This is a genomic window from Duganella sp. 1411 (assembly GCF_017833525.1).
Lineage (GTDB): Bacteria > Pseudomonadota > Gammaproteobacteria > Burkholderiales > Burkholderiaceae_D > Rugamonas.
In genome coordinates this window covers 1049214-1071413 of record NZ_JAFICD010000001.1, presented here as the reverse complement: position 1 = coordinate 1071413, position 22200 = coordinate 1049214, and the positions used below count along the sequence as shown (strand labels likewise).

The following is a 22200-nucleotide window of genomic DNA, read 5'->3' as shown; positions in this document are numbered from 1 at the left end:
AATCCTTTGGTCAATCAAATCGGGCGGTTTTTTCCGCCTGCTGTATCAGTGTGATGAGGTCGCGGTGCACAATGCTGAGCGGCTCAGCGGGCTCGCTTTCCGACCCTAAATCGTCTAGCAAGACGCGGATCGTGGACACGTCTGCCATTGATGGCCGCCACATCGCGAGCGCGGCACACACCGCGTGGTCAACGTCGCTCTTGAAACGGTGCGGCCATCGGAGTGCCGCGTCTGCGGCGAGGAGCAGCGCGGGTTCGGCGGAGGCGTACGTCGGCGGTTCGATCATCGTTTCGGTAAAAGTCGCCTCGCCGAGGTAATGAGCAATTGCCCGATGCAGCATTTCGCCGCGCTGCATGCGCTGCCATTCGGTTTCGTCCAGGCGCAGCCGTTCGCTGTGCTCGCGCTGCGATTGCAGGCGGGACAGCTCGCCATTGGCGCTCAGATAGGTCCAACTCTGAAGTCGCCCGAATTGAGCGGCGACACGGCTTTGGCCCGCGACGTGGCATAAAAGATCAAGCACCCGACGATCCGCAAGCCGCAAATAGGTCGCCTTGGTGACCGCCTCGGTGTTCACGCGGCACATTTCCGCGATCAGCATGCCGAGTTCCGGCCAGCGCATGCTGCTTTGCAACCAACCACCGATACGATGGGCGGAGCGGCCTGTTCCATCGAGTCCCCCGCACTGCGCCGTGAGCCGCTCTTCGTCGGCGATGGCGAATGTCACCTCCAGCAAGGGGTCGTCCGGGCCGTGCAGCTGGATCAGGTAAGGATGTTGATGGGCGGGCAGGGCGATGCTTTTTGGCAGCGGGACCGAGACGACGTCGCGGCCCCAACCCTGCGCGCGCTGATCTGTCCCGTCCGAACCGACAGCGGTCGCGCCGATGCCGGGCAGTGGCTCCCCAACCATCGGATCGACCAGCGCGAACAGAGGCGTTACAGGATCGATGCTGGCACGTAACTGAGCCAGCTTAGATTGCACTGGCGCCCCCGGTGGCCGCGTCCGATTGTGCCGATGGGCATTCCGCCAGCTTGCCGACCGCCGGCAACTTCAGCTCGCTCGAAGAGCTTGATGGCCCGGTCAGCTCCTTAGCGCTGGCCTTGAAGGTGATCGTGCCCGGGCCGTGTAGCATGATGTTGCCACCCTCCATCTTCAGGCTCGCACCTTGGGAGGTTAACGCCAGGTACTGTTTGGCGCTGGCCGTTACGCTTTTCGTCACGCTAGTAACTGTAATTGCTTTGTCGGCAGTTAATTTCGTCTCGTCCGACTGGCTTTGAGTGCTTACCTTGCCGCTGGCGGCGTGCAGGCGAATGCCTATCTCCTTGTTCGGCTTTTCAGGGTTGGTCGCCTTGCCATAGGTGAACAGCCCAATGCCAGCTTTCACGGCATGGAAGGTATTGCCCTGAGCAGCAAAATTGATGTCATGGCCAGCGCTCAGATTGCCGGTTTTACCGGAGGCCAGGAGGGCGTTGGCCGGTGTCGCCGCAGCGATGCCGGTTGGGCTCGATAGTTGCGCGTGAGCTTCAGTGTACGCGGTGGCTTTTGGCGATTCGGATTCGCCCGAAGATTCGGAGGACGATCCGCCGTCGGTTCCGCTCAATACTTTGCCCACATGCTTCACCTGCTTGATAGCCAGCAGTTCCGCCGGTGCCGCTTCGTCCTTGAGCTTTGCATTGTGCTTCTGCGCCATCTCGGCCAGATCGGTCTGCAACTGCACGCTTTCCTCGATCTGCGTGATGGCCTCTTTCGAATCCATTTGGCTGCCGGTGGCGCTGCCGCGCGCGTCGGTCGACAGCAGCAGCCCCTTGCCGGCGCGCACCGCGACGCTGTGTTCGGTCTTGAGCTCGGCGCCGAAGCCGGCCGGCTTCAGCCGCTGATTGTCGCTCTGGTGCAGCAGATGGCCCAGGTTCAGCTCGGCCGTGCCCTGGTGCGCGGTGGCGTGGCGCTGCAAGCCCAGGCGCGACTGGCCGGGCGTGTCGTCGAACACCAGCTGGTTGTACGCGCCGCTGCCGCCCTGGCTCGATTGCAGCGCCTGCGTCTTGATGCCCGACAGCGCCGCCGGATGGGCGTGGCCGCCGGCCTCGCCGGGGAACCAGGCCGGCGCGTTGCCGGTCGCCACGCCGGCGCCGCCGGCCACCTGGTTGTGCTGCGCGTCGGCCTGGCCGCGGCCGTTGTAGACGGTGCCGATCACCACCGGCCGGTCGATGTTCCCTTCCAGGAAATCGATCAGTACTTCCTGCCCGATGCGGGGCAGGGCGCTGCTGCCCCAGTTGGCGCCGGCCACCGGCGCCATCGGCGTGGCCACCCGCACCCACGTGCCGGCCTGGTCGTCGCCGGGCGCGCCGGTGTGGCCGTCGGGCATCGGATGCTGCAGGCGGCTGTGGCTTTGCGCGCCGCGCTGCCAGTGGAACTGCACCTTTACCCGGTGGTCGCGGTCGGTGTGGATCGGCGCACCCGGCGGGCCGACCACGATGGCGGTCTGCTGGCCGTGGATGGTCGGGCGCGGATGGAGCAATTGGCCGTGGGCGTCGGTGCCGCTGGAGCGGTAGGGAATGTTGCTGCGGATGGCGTCGATGCGGTTGCGGTACAAGGGCCGCTCGGCGATGGCCTTGCCCACCGCATGCAGGCTGGTTTTTTCCTCTTCGCCGATCAAGGCGTCGAGCAGGCCTTGGCCGAGCCGCTGCATCAGGCTCGACTTCAGGTCGGCGCCGAGGTTGTTGTGCATCAGGTGCACCACGCGCACGACCAAAAAGCTGCGCTCGTCGTCGCTGCCGGCCAGGTCGAACTGGGCCTGCCCGGTCAATGCAAAGGTGGTGCCGGGCGCGAGCGTGCGCACGGTGCCGGCGCCGACGTGGATTTCCTTGCTGGCCTCGAACGCCTGCAACTGGTTGTCGGCGATGCGCTGGCCCTGTTCGCGCGACTGGTACGCGTAGGCGCCGGGGGCGTCGCGGCTGACCAGCGGCGCGCCGTCGCCGCCGTCCGCGCTGGCGGCGCCGACGTCCCGGGTGTCGAGCGAGCGGTAGTCCCAGCTGCTCAGCTCGATGGCGTTGGTTTGCAGGCGCAGCTCGGTGCGCCAGCGGTCCAGCGTGTCTTCCCGCATCGTCGCGCCGGGCTGGCTGAAGGCGACGCTGGCCTGCGCGTTGGGCTTGAAGCTGCCGTTGTGGTCGGCGATGACCATCGTGTGGCTGCCCAGGCCGGGGCTGGCGGCGTCGCCGCTGTGCTCGAAGTAATGGAACAGGCCTTCCTCGTGCATCAGGCGTTCGGCGAAGGCGAGGTCGCTTTCCTGGTACTGGGTGGTGATGCTGCGCTTGGGATAGACGGCGCGGTCGACGATGTCGAAGCGCCACGCCGGCGCCAGCTTGCCTTGGCCCTGGTAGGCGTTGAAGATGGTGTCGAGGATGTCGAACACCGTCATGTCCTGGAAGATGCGGCTGTCTCGCCCGCGCGCGAGGAAGGCGGTCCAGGGTTCGACGGTGAGGTTGTAGCGGGCGAAACCGCCGTTGGCGCCGGCCATGTCGATGGCGGTGACGTGGCCGTGGAACGGGCGCAACTGATCGCGGCTGGCGGCGGTCATCAGCTCGAGCAGCACCGGCTGGCCGATCAGCGATTTGAGGGAAATGGCGGCCTCGGTCGACAACGCGGCGATCTTGAAGCGGAAGCCGGTGCCGATGCCTTCCTCGCCGCGCACGCATTCGGCCAGCAGCACGTCGGCGCCCAAGGGGGTGGTCAGTTGGAGGATGCGGGTGCTTTGCGAGAATCCGGAGAGCAGGGCGAGCGGGTCCGACGAGCTATTCTTTGTTGCTACTGGTTCTGCCATGTTGCGTCCACTCCGATGCCGATACGCGACGCCAACACCGCCTGACGTCTACTAAATACAATCCAGGCAAGATTACACCCTAGAAATTACTATTTGACAAGCGCGATTCGTTTGAAGCAGGTCCCGCCACGCCGCCCGCGCCGCCAGCATGGCCTTCTGTTAAATCGTGTAAAACCGGGAAAAGTGGGGCCAGGCGGCCCCTTTTCAGGTAGTACTTTCGATAAAGTCCGCTTTCTATTACCTATGAGAAAGCGAATCATGACCATTTCCACCCGGACGGTTGCCGTCTATGCCACATCTTTGTCGCTGTTGCTATCGGGGTGCGGCAACGGCGGTTCAGACCCGGTATCGGCTGGAGCGGCCGCAAGCGCCAACGGCACCGCCATTGTCACGCAGCCGGCGGCGGCGTCGATCATCGCCGGTTCCAACACCGTGCTGTCCGTGGTGGCCAGCGGCGCCAATCCGGGCTATCAATGGTATGTGGACGGCGCCGCCATCGATGGTGCCAGCGCCGCCACCTATGCCGCGACGGCCGCCGGCACCTATTACGTGGTGGTGACGACCGCCGAGGGCGCTGTCACCAGCGCCAACGCCGTCGTCACGCTGAGCACGGCGCCGGTCATCAACGCGCAGCCGCTGCCGGCGACGATCCTGAGCGGCACCAGCCAGACGCTGTCGGTGACGGCCGATGGCGCCGAGCTGGCCTATCAGTGGTACAAGGACGGCGTGGCGATCGATGGCGCCACGCACGCCAGTTACGCGGCCTCGGCGGCCGGCAGCTACACCGTGACCGTCACCAACACGGCCGGCTCGGTCACCAGCGCGGCCACCGCGATCAGCGTGTCGGCGTCGGTGACGGCGCCGGTCATCAACGTGCAGCCGGTGGCGCAAACGGTCAACGCCGGCGGCGGCGCGCTATTGTGGACCGCCGCCAACGGCGCCAGCCTGTCCTACCAGTGGTACCGCAACGACGCGCCGCTCGCCGGCGCCACCGAACGCATCTACCGGATCGGCACCGCCAACGCCAACAGCGCCGGCAACTACAAGGTCGTGGTCACCAATACCGCCGGCAGCGCCACCAGCGCGGCGGTCGCCTTGAAGGTGAACGTCGTCAACGCCGGCGCCAACACCGCGTCCGTGGTGAACGCCGCCAATGCTTTCCTGGCCACCTTGTCGGCCGAGCAGAAGGCCACCGCCAGCTCCGCCACGTCGTCGTCGACCGTCATGTTCGACTACGCACTGGCCAATTCCATCCAGTGGACCAACCTGCCCGGCGACCGCCATGGCTTGCGCCTCAATACGACCACTTTGACGGCCGCGCAACTGGCGGCGGCCAACATCGTCATCGCCCGCGCGCTCAGCGCGACCGGCATCACCTTGCTGACCGAATTGCGCGCGGCCGACCAGGTGTTGGCGAACGCGCAGGGGACGGGCGGCGGCATGCCGGGCACGATGCCCGCCGACGCCGGCGCCACGCCGCCCACCGACGCCGGCGGCACGGCGCCGCCCGCCGGCACCGCGCCAGGCGGCACAGCGCCGGGCGGCGGCACCGGCGGCGCCGGGCTCGGCTACGGATCCGACCTGTATTCGATCGCCTTCGTCGGCGCGCCGTCGCTGACGTCGCCGTGGATACTGCAGGTGGCCGGCCACCATCTGGCCTATAACATCACCTACAACACCGGCAAGGTCAGCGCGACCCCGACCTTCGTCGGCGTCGAGCCGCCGAACTGGAGCGTCGCGGCCGACGGCGGCGTCGCCGTCACCGGCAACGCCGACGCCGCCGGCCGGGCGCACGCGCCGATGGAAAAGCAGCGCGCCGCCGTCTACAACCTGGCCGAATCGATCTACGCCGACGCCGCCACGTCGGCCGCGGCCAAGCTGCCCGGCACATTCACCGATGTGCTGATGGGCGCCTCCGGCAACAGCGACGGCAATTTCAAGTCGCTGGCCTATCCGACCAGTGGACGCGGGCTGCAATACTCGGCCATGAACGCCACCCAGCAAGCCTATGTGCGCGCGGCGATCGAGGCCTGGGTCAACACCCAGGCCGGCGACATCGCCGCCGCCTTGCTGGGCGACTACCTGTCCGACGCCGCGCTGGCCGCCACCTATGTCGGCTACGGCGTCGGCCAGAACGGCGTCAAGGCCGATTTCAGCGCCTTCCCGAACTCGCTGTCGTCGCCGCTGGAGGCGCAGCGTTCCTATATCCGCATCGACGGTCCGCGCGTGTGGATCGAATTCGTGGTCCAGCAGGGCGTGCTCTACGCCAGCAATGTCCACTACCACAGCATCTGGCGCGACAAGACCGCCGACTACGGCGGGAGCTTCTGACGCGATGCGCATCCCCGACCGTATCGCCGCCGCCGGAATGGCGCTGGCGCTGGCCATGGCGGCCGCCGGCGCCCATCCGTCGCCGCAGTCGGAAGTGCTGCTGGAGGGCCGCGCCGGCAGCGTCCACGCCGAACTGACCTTGCCGCTCGCCGAGCTCGAGCTGGCGTTCGCGCGGCCGCTGGTGGACCCGCCGGCCGCGGGCGCCGCCGGCCGCCCGGGGTTGCCGAGCGACGCCGACGTGGCAGCCTACCTGGCGGCGCACATCCGCCCGGTGTCCCCGGACGGTCGCGCCTGGGTGGTCAAGGTCGACGGCCTGCGCTGGCTGCTCGACGCCGGGCCGGCCGACCTGGTCGCCAGCATGACGCTGCGTCCGCCGGCCGGCGCGCCGCTGGACCGTTTCACCTTCGGCGACGACGCCATCGCCCACCACGTCAACAGCCACCTGACCGTGGTGGCCTTGCGCGCCGCGCCGGATGCGCCGGCGCGGGTGCTGGGTACCTTGCACTTCGGCCAGCGCAGCCTGGAGGTGCGCGGCGCGGACCCGCGCTGGTGGGCCGGCTGCGCCGATCTGTTCCTGCTCGGCATGACGCACATCGCCGAGGGTGCCGACCATTTGCTGTTCCTGCTGACCTTGCTGCTGCCGGCGGCGCTGCTGGCCGGAGACGGCCGCTGGGGCCGCTTCGGTGGGCGCCGCCACCTTGCTGTCTATCTGCTCAAGGTGGTCAGCGCCTTCACGCTGGGACACTCGCTGACCCTGGCGCTGGGCGCGCTGGGGGCGGTGCGGGTGCCGGCGCGGCCGGTGGAATTCGCCATCGCCGCCTCGATTCTGGTGTCCGCGCTGCACGCCTGGCGGCCGCTGTTCCCGGGCCGCGAGGGCTGGGTCGCCGCCGGTTTCGGTCTGGTGCACGGGCTGGCGTTCGCCTCGGCGATCGCCGACCTGCGGCTCGACGGCGCGCGCCTGGCCGCCGGGGTGCTCGCGTTCAACCTGGGCATCGAGGCGATCCAGGCGCTACTCGTCGCCATTGTCGCGCCATTGCTCGTATTGACGGCCGGCAACCCTTCGTATCGCGTGGCGCGCAAAATCGGCGCCGTGCTGGCCGGCGTGATGGCGGTGGTGTGGATGGCGCAGCGGGCCTAGGTCCGTTTGGCGTGCCTGGCTTTAACATTTCTTTCAGTTTTTCATGTACGATACCGGATTCGTCAAGACAATCCGCGACGAAATGTGATAGCGATTGCCGCCTGCCGCGAGGCTTGTGCGGGTGTATGTTAATTCTTGGGCAAGAGGATCATTGCAAGTGCTTCCTTCGTGTCCCGATCTCTTGGAGACGGAATGGGAGCTTTGCGCCCACCTTTACAGCGGGCCGGTCGTCTGGCCGTGGCGGCCTGCATCCTGGCCGTGGCCGGCACCGCCGGCGCCGAAGCCTGGCGCTGGTCGCGCGCCGCGCCGCCCGGCGGCATGCCGGCCGCCATCACCACCGCCGCGCCGGCCGACGTCACGCTGACCGAACTGTCCCGCGCCATGATCCCGATGCCCAAGGGCGTGCCGTCGGCGCACGCCAGCGCGCTGGCCGATCTGCCCGGCACCGATGTGATTTCGTTCTGGTGGGCCGGCAGCCGTGAAAGCGGCCCGGATGTGAAGGTCTACGCGTCACGCTGGTCGAACGGTAAATGGAGCGATAACTGGGAAGTGGCCAGCCGCGAGTCGCTGGGCCGGGCGCTGGGCTACGGCGTGCGGCGGATCGGCAATCCGGTGGCGTGGACCGCCGCCGACGGCACCGTCCACCTGTACGTGGTGGCGACCGGGCTGGGCGGCTGGGCCGCCTCGCGCGTGGTGCAGATGGAGTCGCACGACCAGGGCGCCACGTTCGCCGTGCGCCGCGTGCTGCCGATGTCCCCCGTCTTCAATACCAGCACCTTGGTGCGCTCGGCGCCGATCGGGGTGGCCGACGGCGGCTGGTGGCTGCCGGCGTATTTTGAAATCGGCAACAAATACCCGATGATGATGTCGTTCGACGCCCACGGCGAGCCGCAGCGTCTGACGCGCATCGGCACCCGCTGGCGTTCGCTGCAGCCGACCCTGGTGCCGGTGTCGGCCACCGAGGTGCGGGCGTGGATGCGCGACGCCGGCCAGGAGCGGCGCGTGCAGCAGGCCTACACCCGCGACGGCGGCGCCAGCTGGGAAGACATGGAGGCGACGCCGATGTCGAACCATGGCACCGCGCTGGCGGTGCTGCGCCTGAGCAGCGGCAGCTTCCTGATGCTGCGCAACGAAGGGGCCGCCGGGCGCGCCGAGCGCAGCACGCTGTCGCTGTCGATCTCCAGCGATGCCCACACCTGGCGGCCGCTGACCGACATCGTCAGCGGCCAGCCCGGCGACGAGTTCTCGTACCCCGCGATGTACCAGGAGGGCGACGAATTGCACATCACCTATACCTACCAGCGGCGCGCGATCGCGCACCACCGCCTCAAAATCCACACCGGGAAGGACTTGTTATGAGTTTGCCTGATCTCGCCCTGCAGATCGTTTATGGCCGCCTGGCCTGGGCGCTGGTCGTCGCCGCGATGCTGCTGGCGCTGCTGCCGGCGTTGGCGCCGGCGCTGTTTTCGTCGTTTGTCTGCCGGTTGACCCCAAGCCCGGCGGCCGACGGCGCGCGGCGCTCGACGGCGGTGGTGGTGGGCGCGTCGGTGTTGCTGATGGCCTTGCCCGGCGCGGCGTCGCCGGCCTACTGGATCGCGCTGGTGTGCCAGTATCCGAGCGGGCTGATGACCGGCTGCGCGCTGGTGTCGCTGGCCGCGCGCTGGCGGGGCCGGCCGGCCGACTTCGTCATGCCGGCCGGGCTCGCGCTGCCGCTGGCCGCGGCCGGCCTGCTGTTGTATCTCGAGGCGTTCGGCGTGTTGGCGCTGGGCCTGTACGCGGGCGGCTTCGGCCCGGCCGCCGCGCCGTTGCTGGCCTGCGCCGCCGCCATCGCCTGCGCGGTGGCCATCGCGCGCGGCGTGGCCACCGGCGTGGCCGCCGCGCTGCTGGCCGCCGTGCTGCTGTTTTCGCTGCTGCGCCTGCCCTCGGGCAACCTGTGGGACGCGTTGCTCGATCCGCTGCTGTGGTCGTGGGCGCTGGGCTCGGCGGTGGTCGCCTTGCGCCGCCAGCGCGCCGCGCGCGGCGCCGTCCAGCTGGCGCTGCAGACGGCGTCCGACGACCCGGGCATGGAAGAGCCGGAGTTCGCGCACGCGTCCGGTAACGAATAAATTTAATCAGCAATGGAGTAATGCATGGTCAAGAACAAGTGGTACGTTCATCCGGTGATCGCGGTCGGGGTCATTATCAACGTCTTCGTGATGGCGCTGGCGATCCTGTGGAAGGGCGACCAGGCGCAGCTGTGGCGCCTGCTGGTGGAGGACGGCATCGTCGAATGGATGCAGTTCCTGTGCTTCGCCGCCACTTCCGGCCTGCTGGCCTTCCTGGCCGTCGAGCAATGGCAGCGCACGCCCAAGGTCAACCTGCAGCTGCTGGCCTTTGTCGGCCTGTCGGCGCTGGTGGCGCTGGCCGCGCTGGAGGAGATCAGCTGGTTCCAGCGCATCCTGCACATCGCCTCGCCCGAGTACTTCCTGACCCATAACCGCCAGTCCGAGACCAATCTGCACAACCTCGCGCTCGGCAACGCCAGCCTGCACAAGACGATCTTGCTGAAGGTGATCGCCATCGTCGGCTTGACGCACAACATCATCCTGCCGCTGGTGGCGCGCACGCGTCCCGGCGTGCAGCGCTTTGTCGAGAGCTTCGGCCTGTACCTGCCGCCGCTGTCGGCGTCGGTGATCTACATCGCGCTGGTGGCCGTGTCGCACCTGGCGGTCGACCATCCGCGCAAGGGCGAGCTGGGCGAGATGTTCGGCGCGGTGCACTACATGACCACCGTCTTCGGCGCCTACTTCATGGGCGTTGGGTATGGTAAGCCGGCGGTGTTCCAGCAGCCGGCCGACGCCCGCCGCGTGTCGACCTTGTTCGTCATGCTGATGGCGTTCCTGCTGATGACCGGCTGGCTGCTCAGCGCCGGCGCCGGCGCGCCGCAGTACCTGGCGTCGCACCCGATCACCGCCCCGAACACCGATTAATCCGCGCGACAGAAACTCCATGACACAACGTTCCAATAGCCTGTTGAACCGCTGCGCGGCCAGGCTCGAAAAGCTGACCGTCTGGGCCGGCCCGTTTTCCAGCCTGCTGCAATTGCTGTTGCTTGGCCTGGTCATCTTCTCGCTGTCGCGCGCCGGCCTGGTGGCCTGGCAGTGGGGACGGGTGGCCGCCACCGGCATCGTGCCGCAGGTGTTCGTGCAGGGCGTGCGCGCCGACCTGATTTTGCTCGGCTACTTCATCATCATCCCGTTGGCGCTGGCGCCGTTGCTGGCGCATCGGCGCACGCAGGGCCTGTGGCGGCTGTTGACGGTTGGCTGGGCCACGTTCGCGCTGATCTTCATCGTCTTCATGGAAGTGTCCACGCCGCAGTTCATCATGCAGTTCGACGTGCGCCCGAACCGGCTGTTCATCGAATACCTGTCGTATCCGAAGGAGGTCATGGCCACCTTGTGGAACGGCTTCCGCATCGCGCTGGTGCTGGGCGTCGTGTTCACGATTTTGCTGGGCGTGGGGATTTACCGCCTGCTCAAGGCCGCGTCGTCCAACGCGGTCGTGTGGCGCCCGCTGAAGTTGCTGCTGGTGTGGCCGGTGCTGGTGGTGCTGGTGTTCATCCAGATCCGCTCGACCACCGCGCACCGGCCGGCCAATCCGGCGCTGTTCGCGCTGAGCGGCGATTCGCTGGTCAACTCGCTGATCATCAATTCGCCGTGGTCGGTGTTCGACGCGCTCAACTCGATGAGCAAGGAAGCCAATTCGTCCGAGATCTACGGCAAGTACCCGCGCGAGAAAGTCTTCCAGACCGTCAAGAGCGCGCCGTGGCTGAAGGATTTGCAGTTCACGAACGCCGAGCTGCCGACCTTGCACAAGCAGGTCGCCACCAGCCAGCGCGAGCGTCCGCTCAACCTGGTCATCGTGCTGGAGGAGAGCCTGGGTGCGACCTTCGTCGAGTCGCTCGGCGGCCTGCCGGTCACCCCCGAGCTGGAAAAGCTGAAGAAGGAGGGCTGGTGGTTCGAGCAGCTGTACGCCACCGGCACCCGTTCGGTGCGCGGCATCGAGGCGGTCGTCGCCGGCTACGGCCCGACGCCGGCGCGCAGCGTCGTCAAGCTGTCGCTGGCCCAGCAGAACTTCTACACGCTGGCGCTGGGCCTGGGCCAGCAGGGCTACCACACGGAATTCGTCTACGGCGGCGAGGCGCACTTCGACAATATGCGCGGCTTCTTCACCGGTAACGGCTTCCAGAAAGTGGTCGACCGCCGCGACATGAACCCGGTGTTCGAAGGCAGCTGGGGCGCCTCCGACGAGGACTTGTTCGACAAATCGCTGGAGCGGCTCAAGCTTCTGCACGCGGCCAACAAGCCGTTCTTCAGCTTGATCTTCTCGTCGTCCAACCACGAGCCGTTCCAGTTTCCGGACGGGCGCATCAAGCTGCACGACGCGGAAAAGCAAACGGTCAACAACGCCGTCAAGTACGCCGATTACGCGTTGGGCCGCTTCATCGCCCAGGCCAAGAAGGAGGCGTATTGGAAGGACACCGTGTTCCTGATCGTCGCCGACCATGACAACCGGGTCTACGGCGACAGCCTGGTGCCGATCAATAAATTCCACATCCCCGGATTGATCATGGGCGCCGATATCCAGCCCAAGGTGATCAAGACCATCGCCAGCCAGATCGATCTGGCGCCGACGATGCTGTCGTTGATGGGCGTGTCGAGCGAGCACCCGATGATCGGCCGCGATCTGGCCAGGGATAGCGAGACGCCGGGCCGGGCGCTGATCCAGTTCGATAACTACTTCGCCTGGCTGGAGGGCTCGTCGGCCACCATCCTGCGGCCGGGCCAGTCGCCGTTGCTGGGGCAGTACGACCCGGCCACCAAGACGCTGACCACCAGTTCGACGCCGCCAGACCCGCAACTGGTGGACAAGGCGATGTCGCATGTGGTGCTGCCGTCGATCCTGTATCGGGAACAGCGCTATAAATTGACGAAGTAAGGTCAGCGCGGCGGCGTGGTCTTGGCGACCGCGCCGAACAGCGCCGCGACCATCGGATCGCGGCGCACCACCACCGCCGTGGCGCGCTGCGGATAGTTGGTGTCGTCGATCAGACGGTGGACGCGGTTGCCGTCCCGGCCTACCGTGATGCTCAGGGTGGGACCGGTGTAGATGTCTTCTGCCAGTTGTTCCATGGTTGGTGCTCTTTCTTGGGGTGGGTTGCCGTTGTGGGCCATGCGTGCGCCCACAACGGCTCGTCGATGGCGGATTACGCTGCGCTAATCCGCCCTACGTGTCTTATTTGCTGTTCGGCGTGTGCGGGCCCCTCCTTTGTCTCTGGCGCCGTCGATGCCATCACTTTCAGGATGTGGCGGCGCGCTTGGCTGGCGCAGCCGCCGTATAGCGCCAGGTAGGTTTGGTAGGCGGTCATCGCGGGCCAGTCCTCCGGCAGCAGTTCGCGCGGCAGCAGCGGATCGCTGCGGCGGCAGTGCAGATAGCCGTGGCTGACCAGTAGCCGGATCACGTACGCTTGCTCGTCGCTGACGGCGCCGGGCCGGCCGAGCATCCGCCGCAACGGCGCGAAGCGCTGTTCGAATTGCCGGTACAGCGCGGCCGCGCCGTCCAGGTCCCAGTCGGCCTTGCCGAACAGCGGCTGGCGCACCGCCGCCGCCAGTTGCGCGCCACTCACCTCGAACAACGCCAACCCGTGATCCTCGGCCGCGGGCATGCCCGGCCGCCGCTGGCCCGCGCTGGCGAGCGGGCGCGCCAGCACGTTGGGCGCGAGCAGGCAGTAGTCCAGCGCTTGCAGCTGCTTGCGCACGGCGGCGTAGCGCGCGGCCGCGAGGCCGCCGCTGTTGACCAGCAAGGTCCAATCCTCGCCGAAGCTGCGCGCCGGCGGCGTGTCGAGGCGCCGGCGCGTGTCCGTCAGCGCGGCGTCCACCGCCGGCGCCAGCCTGCACAGGCTGCGGCGGCCGTGCCGCTCGACCAGCAATTGCCGCTGTTCGTTGAGCCGGAACAGGGCGGTGCGCGTCGCCCGTTCCTGCATGTTCAGCGGCTCCATCAGGGCGATGGCGCTGCCGACCCATTGCGCCGGCACGCCGAAGGTGTGCGCCTCGCCGAACATCAGCTTCAGCATGCCGCTCAGGCGCGGGCGGATCTGTCTCAGGCAGGCGTCGAGGTATTGTTCGGTGGTGGTGTTTAATGTGGTGACGTTCATGATGGTTGCGAGGTGATGGTGGCCGGCGGCGCGCGCAGCTGCCAGTACAGCCGCGCCGCCGTGCACAGGTTGAGCCAAAGCGCCAGGCAGGCGAGGCACATCAGCGCCGCCGCCGGCCGTGTCAGCGCCGGCTGGTAGCAGGCGGCCAGCAACAGCAGCAGCGCGGCCACGTGCGCGGCCAGCTGCCAGTTGGCGCGCCGCTCCGGAATGATCAGGTTCGCGGCCGGCGGCCGGCGCCCGCCGGCCATCGCGTCCTGCAGGTGGTACCAGGCCAGGAAGGGGACGATCTTGTACAGCATGCCGTTGATGGCCGACAGCGCGAAGCCGGCGATCAGCAGCACGCCCAGTGCCAGCGGCGTGGCGTTCGATACCTCGCCCCGGGGCCACAACCAAAGCGCCAGCGCCGCCATCAGGCTGGCCATCGCCACGCGCCAGTACAGCGTAGTGGGATCGGCCCTGGGCCGCTTGCGGCGCGCCAGCAGATATAGCGTGACGCCGGCGAACAGCGCGTAGCCGGCCGCCAGCAAGGCCAGGCAAACCTGATGGAACCGCAGCCCGGCGCCCGGCAGCCCGCTCGACAGCGACGCCGCCGCCAGCAGCAGGAACAGGACGGTGGTGTAGCCGCCGGTCAGGAACGCGGGGTAGGGCTCGGTCAGCATGAACATCGGCACCACCTGGAACGCCACCGCGATCACCAGCAGGCCGACCCAGCCCAGCAAGCCCCACATCGCGTGCAGGTCGGTCATCCGCTGCAATGGCAGATCCGTCCCGGACGGCCAGGCGAAGGCGCCCGCCAGCAGGCCGCCCAGGGTAGCGGTCAGCACCAGCGCCGTCAGCGCCAGCCGGATGCCGCCCACCACCGCGCCCGAACCTGGCGCGTGTTCGCGCCACATGCCGACCGTGCAGGCGCCCACGAACAGCAGCAGGGCTCCCAGCAACGGCGCCAGCGCCAGCGCGAACAGCGCCGGTTGTTCCGACCAGAAGGCGCACGCCAGCAGCAGCGCGCCGGCGCTCAACGCCAGGTGCACAGCGGCGCCGACCCGGCCCACATGCGGCACGGCGATGCCGCCCACCACCGGCAGCATCTGCAGCAACGCGCCGATCATCGTCATGCTCAGGCAACCGAGCACCATCAAATGCGTCAACGCCAGTGTCAGCGGCGACCAGCGCGTGAGCAACGCCGGTTCGCCGCGCCACATCAACAGGCCGGCCGCCAGCGCGGCGAACAGCGGCGCGGTCAGAAAATAGCGCAGCGGCAGCGACAGCGCCGGATTCTCATCGAACGAGAGCGCGCGCCGTGGCGCGCCGGCGGGCTTCACGCGCCACCGCCGTCGGGCACCTGCCAGATCAGCACTTCGTAGCGCGCCCCCTGCGGTGTGGTGCGGTGCGCGAAGCCGTAGCGTCGCAGCACCTGGTACAGCGGGATTGGATCGCGGTCGATCAGCACGCGCAGCCGCTCGTCCGGCCCCAACGTGTCGAGCGCTTCGAGGATGTGCTGCATCGGTTGCGGCGGCTCCATGCCGCCGACGTCGAGCAGGCGTACGCTGCCGCCGTGTGTGTTGTGCATCTTGTGGTCCTCTTTGATGTGCTGGACAGCATTGTCCCATTCGCCCAAGCACAATTTCTTTGATGCACATCAAGGATTCCGGGCTTGACGCCGCGCTACAGTTCGTCCGCCATCCGGCCACGACTTTTTAGCTTCACAAGTACCCCATGATCCATGCTGAATCCCCCGTTTCCGCCGCGCCGCCGATCGAGCTGGTGTGCCCGGCCGGCAGCCTGCCGGCGCTCAAGGCCGCCGTCGACCTGGGCGCGGACTGCGTCTACCTCGGCTTTCGCGACGCCACCAACGCGCGCAACTTCGCCGGCCTCAATTTCGACGACGCCGCCATCGCCCAGGGCATCGCCTACGCGCACGCGCGCGGCCGCAAGGTGCTGCTGGCCCTGAACACCTATCCGCAACCGGAGACCAGCGCGCTGTGGCGCAGCGCCATCGACCGCGCGGCGGCCGCCGGCATCGACGCCGTGATCCTGGCCGATCCGGGTCTGATGCGCTACGCCGCCGATAACTATCCCGATCTGCGGCTGCATCTGTCGGTGCAGGGCTCGGCCACCAACGCCGAGGCGATCAACTTCTACCAACGCCAGTTCGGCATCGCCCGCGCCGTGCTGCCGCGCGTGCTGTCGCTGGCGCAGGTCGAGCACGTGGTCGACAACACCGACGTCGAGATCGAGGTGTTCGGCTTCGGCAGCCTGTGCGTGATGGTCGAGGGCCGCTGCGCGTTGTCGTCGTACGTGACGGGCGAGTCACCCAACACGCACGGTGTCTGCTCGCCGGCCAAGGCGGTGCGCTGGCAGCAGAATCCACGCGGGCTGGAGTCGCGCCTGAACGGTGTGATGATCGACCACTACACCCCGCAGGAAAACGCCAGCTATCCGACGCTGTGCAAGGGCCGGTTCGAAGTCAACGACGAGACCTATTACGCGGTCGAGGAGCCGACTAGTCTGAACACATTGGAACTGCTACCGAAGCTGCTGGCGATGGGCGTGCGCGCGGTCAAGATCGAAGGCCGCCAGCGCAGCCCGGCCTACGTGGCGCAGGTCACGCGCGTGTGGCGCGAGGCGCTCGACCAGTGCCTGCACAACACCGCGCGCTACGCGGTCAAACCGGATTGGATGGCCGAACTGAACACCCTGGCCGAGGGCCAGCAACACACCTTGGGCGCCTACCACCGCGCCTGGAAATGAAGAACATGATGAAACACGGAGAACCTATGCTCAAACTGGCCCTGGGACCGCTGCTGTACTACTGGCCGCGCGAGAAGGTGATGGCGTTTTACGAAGAGGTCGCGGCCTCGCCGGTGGACATCGTCTACCTGGGCGAGACGGTGTGCTCGCGCCGCCACGAGCTGCGCGCGGCCGACTGGCTGGCCCTGGGCGCGATGCTTGAGGCCGAGGGCAAGCAGGTGGTGATGTCGACCTTGGCGCTGATCGAGTCGAGCGCCGATGTCACGGCGCTGCGCCGCCTGACGGCGAATGGCCATTTCACCGTCGAGGCCAGCGACATGGGCGCGGTGCAGCTGCTGTCCGGGCAGGCGCCGTTCGTCGCCGGGACGCACCTGAACATCTACAACCCGCCGACCTTGTCGCTGCTGGCCGGACTGGGCGCGCGGCGCTGGGTCATGCCGCTGGAGATGGGACGCGCCGGATTGGCGCACATGCAGCGCGAACGCCCGGCCGGCATCGAGACCGAGGTATTCGCCTACGGCCGCATGCCGCTGGCGTTTTCGGCGCGCTGCTTCACCGCGCGCAACCGCAACCTGCCCAAGGACGACTGCCGCTTCAGCTGCATCGAGCATCCCGACGGCTTGGTCATGCGCACGCGCGAGAAGCAGGACTTCCTGGTCCTTAACGGCATCCAGAGCCAGTCGGCGCTGGTGTACAACCTGCTGGCGGAGCTGGAGCAGCTGCGCGAGATGGGCGTCGACGTGGTGCGCCTTAGTCCGCAGTCCCAACACATGGGCAAGATCATCGGCGCGTTCGACGCGGTGCGGCGTGGCGCGGCGCCGGCGGCGGCCAGCGCGCGCATGATGGCGCCGCTGCTGCCGGCGCAGGCCTGCAACGGCTACTGGTACGGCAAGCCCGGACTTGAACATTTGACGGAGACCACGGTATGAACTCGATCACCACCAACATCGCAGGCGGCGCGCGGGCGCCTTCGCCGCTGCCGCCGCTGGTCGGCGCGCTGGGCAGGCGCCTGCCGGCCTGGCCGGGGTCGTTGCTGTGCGTGGCCGCGCTCAACCTGGTGTTGCGGCCGCATTTGCCGGACGACGTGCGCGCCAGCTTGCGCGGCAAGCGCCTGCGCGTGCGGGTCTGCGACGCCGGCGTCGGTTTCGATTTCACTTGGCGTGAGGGCGGCTTTGCGGCGTTGAGGGGCGGGGCGGAGGCGGATCTGGAGATCGGTGCGTGCGCGCGCGATTTCGTCGCGCTGGCGCGGCGCGAGCAGGACCCGGATACCTTGTTCTTTTCCCGCCGGTTGTCGATGGAGGGCGATACCGAGCTTGGGCTGCTGGTCAAGAATACGCTGGATGCGATCGATGTACCGTTGACGGAGCTGGGGAGGCAGGCGCTGTCGCGGCTGGTGAATTTGCGCGGATTCACGTAGCGAGTCGCCGACGGAGCATGCATTGGCGGATTACGCTGCGCTAATCCGCCCTACGTGGTTTAGAAGGGAGCTTAGTGCCCGCGCCGCATCGTGAAGCGCGGGAACATCGGTGCGATCTTGGCCAGCGTGTCCCCGCCGGGATAGCCGGCGATGGCTGCGGCCACCAGCGCCTCGTCCGCGCAGCCCGTGGCGCGGAATTCCTGCAGCGCGTAGTTGTTGACGCCCATTCCGGCCAGCGTCGCCGCCAGCTCGATCAGCGTCGCCGCCGGCAGCTGCGCCGGATGCACCGTGGTGCGGCATTCGTAATCGACACCGCTGGCGAGGATCGCCTCGACGCTCTCTCGTGCGGGCTCGCCGCTGCCTGCCACGCCAGTGATCTCGGCATAGCGCGCGAACGGCGCCTTGACGTCGAAGCCGACCCAATCGAGCGCCTGCAGCAGGGGTTTCAACCTGTCCGGGTAGATGCACGCGGTCTCCAATCCGACCTTGAAGCCCAGCGCGCGCACCTGCGCGATGGCGTCGCCCAGCGTAGGATCCATGGTGGCTTCACCGCCGCAGAACACCACCGCGTCAAGCAGGCCGACGCGCCGCTCCAGGCCCGCCAGCAGCGCGCTCCACGACAGCGGGCTGTCGCGGGTGCGCTGCTGAAGGTGCGGATTGTGGCAGTAGCCGCAGCGCCACGGGCAGCCCTGCACAAACACCACCGCCGACAGGTGGCCGGGATAGTCGGTGGTGCTGAAGGGCGTGTAGCCACCCACCTTGAGCGGTCTGCCGTCCATGCTAGGCCGCCTTGGCGGGCGTTTCGCGGAAGTAGGTGCGTTCGTGGAATTCGCCTTTTTTGCCGGTGTTGAACGACGAGACGGGGCGGTGGTAGCCCATCACGCGGGTCCAGATTTCGCAGGGCTGGCGCTCGGCGTCGTCAAGTTCGATGGCGGTGGGAGAGAGTTTGGTATCAATCATGGGATTTCCTTTATAAAGATGGGGACAGCGACGAACTGCTGGTGTGCTGCTTGCGCGCCAACAGATCGGCGTCGCACTTCGGACAAAACTTGTGGCTGCCGTTCAGGTAACCATGCTTGGGACAGATCGAGAACGTCGGCGTGACCGTGATATACGGCAGCCCGAAACGCCCCAACGCGCGCTTGACCAAGGTGCGGCAGGCGTCCGCGCTCGACAGCGCCTCGGTCATATACAAATGCAGCACCGTGCCGCCGGTGTATTTACGCTGTAGTTCATCCTGCTGCTCCAGCGCCTCGAACGGATCGTCCGTGTACCCCACCGGCAGCTGCGACGAGTTGGTGTAGTACGGCATCTGCTCCGTGCCCGCCTGGCGGATATGCGGATAACGCTTGCGGTCCTCCTTGGCGAAACGGTAGGTCGTGCCTTCGGCCGGCGTGGCCTCCAGGTTGTACATATGGCCGGTCTGCTCCTGGAACTCGATCATGCGCGCGCGCACGTGGTCGAGCAGCCGCAGTGCGAAGGCACGGCCCCATGATGTGGTGATGTCGTGCTCCCCCGAGGCGTCGAAGTTGCGTATCATCTCGTTCACGCCATTCACGCCCAAGGTCGAGAAGTGGTTGCGCAGCGTGCCCAGATAGCGTTTGGTGTACGGGAACAGCCCATTGTCCATATGCCGCTGGATCACCTTGCGCTTGATTTCCAGGCTGTCGCGGCCCAGCTCCAGCAGCCGGTCCAGCGCCGCCATCAGCGCCTTCTCGTCGCCCCGGTGCAGATAGCCCAGGCGCGCGCAGTTGATCGTCACTACGCCCAGCGATCCGGTTTGCTCGGCCGATCCGAACAAGCCGTTGCCGCGTTTGAGCAGCTCGCGCAGGTCCAGCTGCAGGCGGCAGCACATCGACCGTATCATGTTTGGTTTGAGCTCGGAGTTGATGAAGTTCTGGAAGTAGGGCAGGCCGTAGCGCGCCGTCATCTCGAACAGCAGCTCGGCGTTGGGGCTGTCCCACGCGAAGTCCTCGGTGATGTTGTAGGTCGGGATCGGGAAGGTGAATGCGCGCCCCTTGGCATCGCCGGTCATCATGATCTCGATGTAGGCGCGGTTGATCATGTCCATTTCGCGCTGCAGATCGCCGTACGCGAACGGCATTTCCTCGCCGGCGATGTGCGGTATCTGCTCGCGCAGGTCTTCGGGACAGACCCAGTCGAACGTCAGGTTGGTGAACGGCGTTTGCGTGCCCCAGCGCGACGGCACGTTGAGGTTGTAGATCAGCTCCTGCATGTACTGCTTGACGTCGGCGTAGCTCAGATCATCCTTGCGCACGTACGGCGCCATGTAGGTGTCGAAGGAGCTGAAGGCCTGGGCGCCGGCCCATTCGTTTTGCAGCGTGCCGAGGAAGTTGACGATCTGGCCGATGGCGCTGGACATGTGGCGCGGCGGGCTCGATTCCACCTTGCCCGGAACGCCGTTCAAGCCTTCGTTGAGCAGGGTGCGCAGCGACCATCCGGCGCAGTAGCCGGCCAGCATGTCGAGGTCGTGGATGTGCAGGTCGGCCTGGCGGTGGGCCTGGCCCACCTCCGGCGGGTAGACGTGATTGAGCCAATAATTGGCGATCACCTTGCCCGACACGTTCAATATCAGGCCGCCCAGCGAGTAGCCCTGGTTGGCGTTGGCGTTGACGCGCCAATCCTGGCGGTCGAGGTATTCGTTGATCGACGATTCGACGTCGACCAGCGATTGCCGGTCCTGGCGCAACGTGGCGTGCTGCTCGCGGTAGACCACGTAGCGGCGCAGGGTCTGGCGGTAGCCGGCGTCATAGAGCACGCTTTCGACGGTGTCCTGGATCTGTTCGACCGTCAGCGCTTGCGGCGCGCGCGTCGAGGCCAGGTGCAGCAGCGTGCAGTCGGCCAGTTGGCGCGCCTCGCGCAGGTCGAATTCGCCGCTGGCGCGGCCTGCCAGCAGCAGCGCCGCCTCGATCTTCTCGCGCCTGAACGGCTGCGCGCCGCCATCGCGTTTGGTGACTGTCGTCTCAAAAAATTCCGCTTCCACGCTTTCTCCTTGAATACCGTATGTAGTAGGTTCGGTAAGAGTAAATACTAGATGCGGTAGGCGTCAATCAATGTCGCCGCGACTTTGCGATTCCTTGATTTGACCGGGTTTTTTCGTGATGCAGACGGCGTTTTCACTTTTTCAGCAGCGCGGCGATCTGTTTGACGAACACCGGATCGGGCGTCACTTCCAGCCGCGAGCTGGAGGCCACCTGGTTGCCGGTCGCGTCGACTAAAACAACCCGCGTGGTGTGGTTGATCTCGCCGTTGTCGAGCCGCCGGTACTTGATGTTGAGCGCGGCGGCCATGGTGCGGGTCTGGCTTTCGTCGGCGGCCACCGAGAGCCGGAACTGTGGCGCGTCCAGGTCGTGTTTGCTGGCGAGCATGGCGAGCGAAGCCGGGGTGTCGTGCGACGGGTCCAGGCTGACGAGGACCACCCGCAGCGGCTTGCCGGCGGCGCCCAGCGCGGCGACGGTGCGCTTGAGGGTTTCGATGATGATCGGGCAGGCGGCGTGGCAGTCGCCGTAGAACATCGTCACCAGCAGCGGCGCGCCGGCCATCTCGCGCAGCGTGAAGCGCTGGCCGGCGCCGTCGGTGAGCACCGTGTCGAGCTGGTAGAGCGAGGCGCCTGGCGCGGCTGGGGCGGGCGCGGTGGCCGCGATCGGCATGCGGGCGACTGCGGGAGCGGCCAGGCCGGCCAGCAGGGCGGCGGCCAGCGCCAGGCGGCGCAGGGTTGTTGCAGTTTTCATGGTGTGCTTTCTTTATCGGGAGGGAGGGGATCGCGCGCGCAGCGGAACCCCAGGTTGGCGCCGTCCTGCTGGCCGCCCATCGCGGACAGCAGGGCAAGGCGCATGAGGATGGCGTAGTTGCGGCGGTCGGCCAGCGAGACGGCGGCGCCGCCGCAGTAGTCGAGCAGTTTTTGTTCGCCCTTGGCGCGGCTGTCGGCGTTGACGAACAAGCCGCTGTAGTCTTCGACCCACTCCCACACCAATCCGTGCAGGTCGTGGATGCCGTAGTAGTTGGGCGCGCCGGTGGCGACGCTGCCCGGCGCCGATTTGCCGGCGTCCGCGTACCAGTTGAGAATGCCGGCGAGCCAGGCTTCGTCGTCACGGGCGTCGGCGCGGGTGGCGTCGGCGGCGGCGGCGAATTCCCATTCGTACCAGCGCGGCAGGCGCGCGCCTTCGCTGGCGCAGTAGGCTTGGGCGGCGTACCAGCTAACGTGGACCACCGGCGCATCATCGGCCAGCGGCGCCGGGTCGGCGGCATCGCCCCAGCCGGACAAATAGGTGGCGGCGGCGAACAGCGCCGGGGCGTCACCGCGCCGCCATGCCGGATGGCTGCGCACGAACGCGGCGAACTCGCCGTTGGTGACCAGGCGGCTGCGCAGCAGATAAGGCGCGACGGTGGCGTCGGACGCCACACCGTCGGCCGGCAGCACACTGCGCAGTGCGCCGCCGCCGATGGCGCGGTAGTCGGCGTCCGGCCGGCCCTGTGCGCCGCCGGCGACGGCCATCAGCGCCGTCAGGGCCAGCGCCGATGACAGGCGCGCGCGCAT

20 protein-coding genes are annotated in these 22200 nt (G+C 67.4%); 9 read left to right on the top strand and 11 right to left on the bottom strand.

The window, feature by feature from the left end; all coding sequences use genetic code 11:
- Nucleotides 1-10 precede the first annotated feature (10 nt).
- Together JOD97_RS04190 and JOD97_RS04185 are read right to left on the bottom strand one after the other, a co-directional pair.
- Nucleotides 11-979 carry a hypothetical protein gene (locus JOD97_RS04190; protein WP_209713581.1) on the bottom strand — a complete coding sequence of 323 codons (969 nt, stop codon included), beginning with the start codon at nt 977-979 and terminating at the stop codon, nt 11-13.
- Nucleotides 969-3815: a type VI secretion system Vgr family protein gene (locus JOD97_RS04185; RefSeq protein ID WP_209713579.1), complete on the bottom strand. Its 2847-nt coding sequence runs from the start codon at nt 3813-3815 to the stop codon at nt 969-971. The genes JOD97_RS04190 and JOD97_RS04185 overlap by 11 nt, the downstream gene beginning before the upstream one ends.
- Nucleotides 3816-4073: 258 nt before the next feature.
- On the opposite strand from JOD97_RS04185, the gene JOD97_RS04180 reads away from it, so the two are divergent.
- The 6 genes from JOD97_RS04180 (at nt 4074) to JOD97_RS04155 (ending at nt 12261) form a co-directional block, all read left to right on the top strand.
- Complete coding sequence (locus JOD97_RS04180; RefSeq protein ID WP_209713577.1) at nt 4074-6146, top strand: DUF3500 domain-containing protein; 2073 nt, start codon at nt 4074-4076, stop codon at nt 6144-6146.
- Between the two features lie 4 nt (nt 6147-6150).
- Entirely contained in the window at nt 6151-7284 is a 1134-nt protein-coding gene (locus JOD97_RS04175) for a HupE/UreJ family protein (protein ID WP_209713575.1), read from the top strand.
- Nucleotides 7285-7485: 201 nt separating this feature from the next.
- Nucleotides 7486-8643 carry an exo-alpha-sialidase gene (locus tag JOD97_RS04170; protein ID WP_229264175.1) on the top strand — a complete coding sequence of 386 codons (1158 nt, stop codon included), beginning with the start codon at nt 7486-7488 and terminating at the stop codon, nt 8641-8643.
- A complete protein-coding gene (locus JOD97_RS04165) occupies nt 8640-9389 on the top strand; it encodes a hypothetical protein (RefSeq protein ID WP_209713571.1) in 750 nt (249 codons plus the stop codon). Before JOD97_RS04170 ends, JOD97_RS04165 begins: the two co-directional genes overlap by 4 nt.
- A 24-nt stretch (nt 9390-9413) precedes the next feature.
- Entirely contained in the window at nt 9414-10253 is an 840-nt protein-coding gene (locus tag JOD97_RS04160; protein WP_209713569.1) for a hypothetical protein, read from the top strand.
- A gap of 19 nt (nt 10254-10272) precedes the next feature.
- Nucleotides 10273-12261 carry an LTA synthase family protein gene (locus tag JOD97_RS04155; protein ID WP_209713567.1) on the top strand — a complete coding sequence of 663 codons (1989 nt, stop codon included), beginning with the start codon at nt 10273-10275 and terminating at the stop codon, nt 12259-12261.
- A gap of 2 nt (nt 12262-12263) precedes the next feature.
- Here the strand turns inward: JOD97_RS04155 and JOD97_RS04150 are convergent, their stop codons facing one another.
- The 4 genes from JOD97_RS04150 to JOD97_RS04135 form a co-directional block, all read right to left on the bottom strand.
- The gene (locus JOD97_RS04150; protein WP_209713565.1) at nt 12264-12455 is read right to left on the bottom strand and encodes a hypothetical protein; all 192 of its coding nucleotides are present in this window, start codon (nt 12453-12455) and stop codon (nt 12264-12266) included.
- Nucleotides 12456-12529: 74 nt separating this feature from the next.
- The gene (locus JOD97_RS04145) at nt 12530-13477 is read right to left on the bottom strand and encodes a PaaX family transcriptional regulator C-terminal domain-containing protein (RefSeq protein WP_209713563.1); all 948 of its coding nucleotides are present in this window, start codon (nt 13475-13477) and stop codon (nt 12530-12532) included.
- Nucleotides 13474-14796, bottom strand: a complete 1323-nt coding sequence (locus JOD97_RS04140; protein ID WP_209713561.1) for a permease — start codon at nt 14794-14796, stop codon at nt 13474-13476. The genes JOD97_RS04145 and JOD97_RS04140 overlap by 4 nt, the downstream gene beginning before the upstream one ends.
- Entirely contained in the window at nt 14793-15044 is a 252-nt protein-coding gene (locus JOD97_RS04135; RefSeq protein ID WP_209713559.1) for a DUF2249 domain-containing protein, read from the bottom strand. The genes JOD97_RS04140 and JOD97_RS04135 overlap by 4 nt, the downstream gene beginning before the upstream one ends.
- A 146-nt stretch (nt 15045-15190) precedes the next feature.
- Here JOD97_RS04135 and JOD97_RS04130 point away from each other — a divergent pair, with 146 nt between their 5' ends.
- Genes JOD97_RS04130 through JOD97_RS04120 form a run of 3 tightly spaced genes read left to right on the top strand, consistent with a single transcriptional unit; the run spans nt 15191 to nt 17642 of the window.
- The gene (locus tag JOD97_RS04130) at nt 15191-16225 is read left to right on the top strand and encodes a peptidase U32 family protein (RefSeq protein WP_209713556.1); all 1035 of its coding nucleotides are present in this window, start codon (nt 15191-15193) and stop codon (nt 16223-16225) included.
- 26 nt (nt 16226-16251) lie between these two features.
- On the top strand, nt 16252-17154 hold the full coding sequence (locus JOD97_RS04125; RefSeq protein WP_209713554.1) for a U32 family peptidase: 903 nt from the start codon (nt 16252-16254) through the stop codon (nt 17152-17154).
- Nucleotides 17151-17642, top strand: coding sequence for an SCP2 domain-containing protein (locus JOD97_RS04120; protein WP_209713553.1), 492 nt, complete (start codon nt 17151-17153; stop codon nt 17640-17642). The genes JOD97_RS04125 and JOD97_RS04120 overlap by 4 nt, the downstream gene beginning before the upstream one ends.
- A gap of 71 nt (nt 17643-17713) precedes the next feature.
- On the opposite strand, the gene JOD97_RS04115 is transcribed toward JOD97_RS04120, so the two are convergent.
- The 5 genes from JOD97_RS04115 to JOD97_RS04095 all read right to left on the bottom strand — a co-directional run bounded on the left by JOD97_RS04115 (nt 17714) and on the right by JOD97_RS04095 (nt 22200).
- Nucleotides 17714-18421: an anaerobic ribonucleoside-triphosphate reductase activating protein gene (locus JOD97_RS04115; protein WP_209713551.1), complete on the bottom strand. Its 708-nt coding sequence runs from the start codon at nt 18419-18421 to the stop codon at nt 17714-17716.
- A gap of 1 nt (nt 18422) precedes the next feature.
- Complete coding sequence (gene nrdD / locus JOD97_RS32970) at nt 18423-18602, bottom strand: anaerobic ribonucleoside-triphosphate reductase (protein WP_209713549.1); 180 nt, start codon at nt 18600-18602, stop codon at nt 18423-18425.
- Nucleotides 18603-18612: 10 nt separating this feature from the next.
- On the bottom strand, nt 18613-20646 hold the full coding sequence (locus tag JOD97_RS04105; RefSeq protein WP_209713547.1) for a ribonucleoside triphosphate reductase: 2034 nt from the start codon (nt 20644-20646) through the stop codon (nt 18613-18615).
- A gap of 133 nt (nt 20647-20779) precedes the next feature.
- Entirely contained in the window at nt 20780-21394 is a 615-nt protein-coding gene (locus JOD97_RS04100; RefSeq protein ID WP_209713545.1) for an SCO family protein, read from the bottom strand.
- Complete coding sequence (locus JOD97_RS04095) at nt 21391-22200, bottom strand: formylglycine-generating enzyme family protein (RefSeq protein WP_209713542.1); 810 nt, start codon at nt 22198-22200, stop codon at nt 21391-21393. The genes JOD97_RS04100 and JOD97_RS04095 overlap by 4 nt, the downstream gene beginning before the upstream one ends.

What these genes read in the sequence shown, in the direction of transcription:
- JOD97_RS04185 (WP_209713579.1), bottom strand. Translation starts at nt 3,815, where the DNA reads ATGGCAGAACCAGTAGCAACAAAGAATAGCTCGTCGGACCCGCTCGCC.
- JOD97_RS04180 (WP_209713577.1), top strand. Translation starts at nt 4,074, where the DNA reads ATGACCATTTCCACCCGGACGGTTGCCGTCTATGCCACATCTTTGTCG.
- JOD97_RS04175 (WP_209713575.1), top strand. Translation starts at nt 6,151, where the DNA reads ATGCGCATCCCCGACCGTATCGCCGCCGCCGGAATGGCGCTGGCGCTG.
- JOD97_RS04165 (WP_209713571.1), top strand. Translation starts at nt 8,640, where the DNA reads ATGAGTTTGCCTGATCTCGCCCTGCAGATCGTTTATGGCCGCCTGGCC.
- JOD97_RS04160 (WP_209713569.1), top strand. Translation starts at nt 9,414, where the DNA reads ATGGTCAAGAACAAGTGGTACGTTCATCCGGTGATCGCGGTCGGGGTC.
- JOD97_RS04155 (WP_209713567.1), top strand. Translation starts at nt 10,273, where the DNA reads ATGACACAACGTTCCAATAGCCTGTTGAACCGCTGCGCGGCCAGGCTC.
- JOD97_RS04150 (WP_209713565.1), bottom strand. Translation starts at nt 12,455, where the DNA reads ATGGAACAACTGGCAGAAGACATCTACACCGGTCCCACCCTGAGCATC.
- JOD97_RS04145 (WP_209713563.1), bottom strand. Translation starts at nt 13,477, where the DNA reads ATGAACGTCACCACATTAAACACCACCACCGAACAATACCTCGACGCC.
- JOD97_RS04135 (WP_209713559.1), bottom strand. Translation starts at nt 15,044, where the DNA reads ATGCACAACACACACGGCGGCAGCGTACGCCTGCTCGACGTCGGCGGC.
- JOD97_RS04130 (WP_209713556.1), top strand. Translation starts at nt 15,191, where the DNA reads ATGATCCATGCTGAATCCCCCGTTTCCGCCGCGCCGCCGATCGAGCTG.
- JOD97_RS04125 (WP_209713554.1), top strand. Translation starts at nt 16,252, where the DNA reads ATGCTCAAACTGGCCCTGGGACCGCTGCTGTACTACTGGCCGCGCGAG.
- JOD97_RS04120 (WP_209713553.1), top strand. Translation starts at nt 17,151, where the DNA reads ATGAACTCGATCACCACCAACATCGCAGGCGGCGCGCGGGCGCCTTCG.
- JOD97_RS04115 (WP_209713551.1), bottom strand. Translation starts at nt 18,421, where the DNA reads ATGGACGGCAGACCGCTCAAGGTGGGTGGCTACACGCCCTTCAGCACC.
- nrdD (WP_209713549.1), bottom strand. Translation starts at nt 18,602, where the DNA reads ATGATTGATACCAAACTCTCTCCCACCGCCATCGAACTTGACGACGCC.
- JOD97_RS04100 (WP_209713545.1), bottom strand. Translation starts at nt 21,394, where the DNA reads ATGAAAACTGCAACAACCCTGCGCCGCCTGGCGCTGGCCGCCGCCCTG.
- JOD97_RS04095 (WP_209713542.1), bottom strand. Translation starts at nt 22,200, where the DNA reads ATGCGCGCGCGCCTGTCATCGGCGCTGGCCCTGACGGCGCTGATGGCC.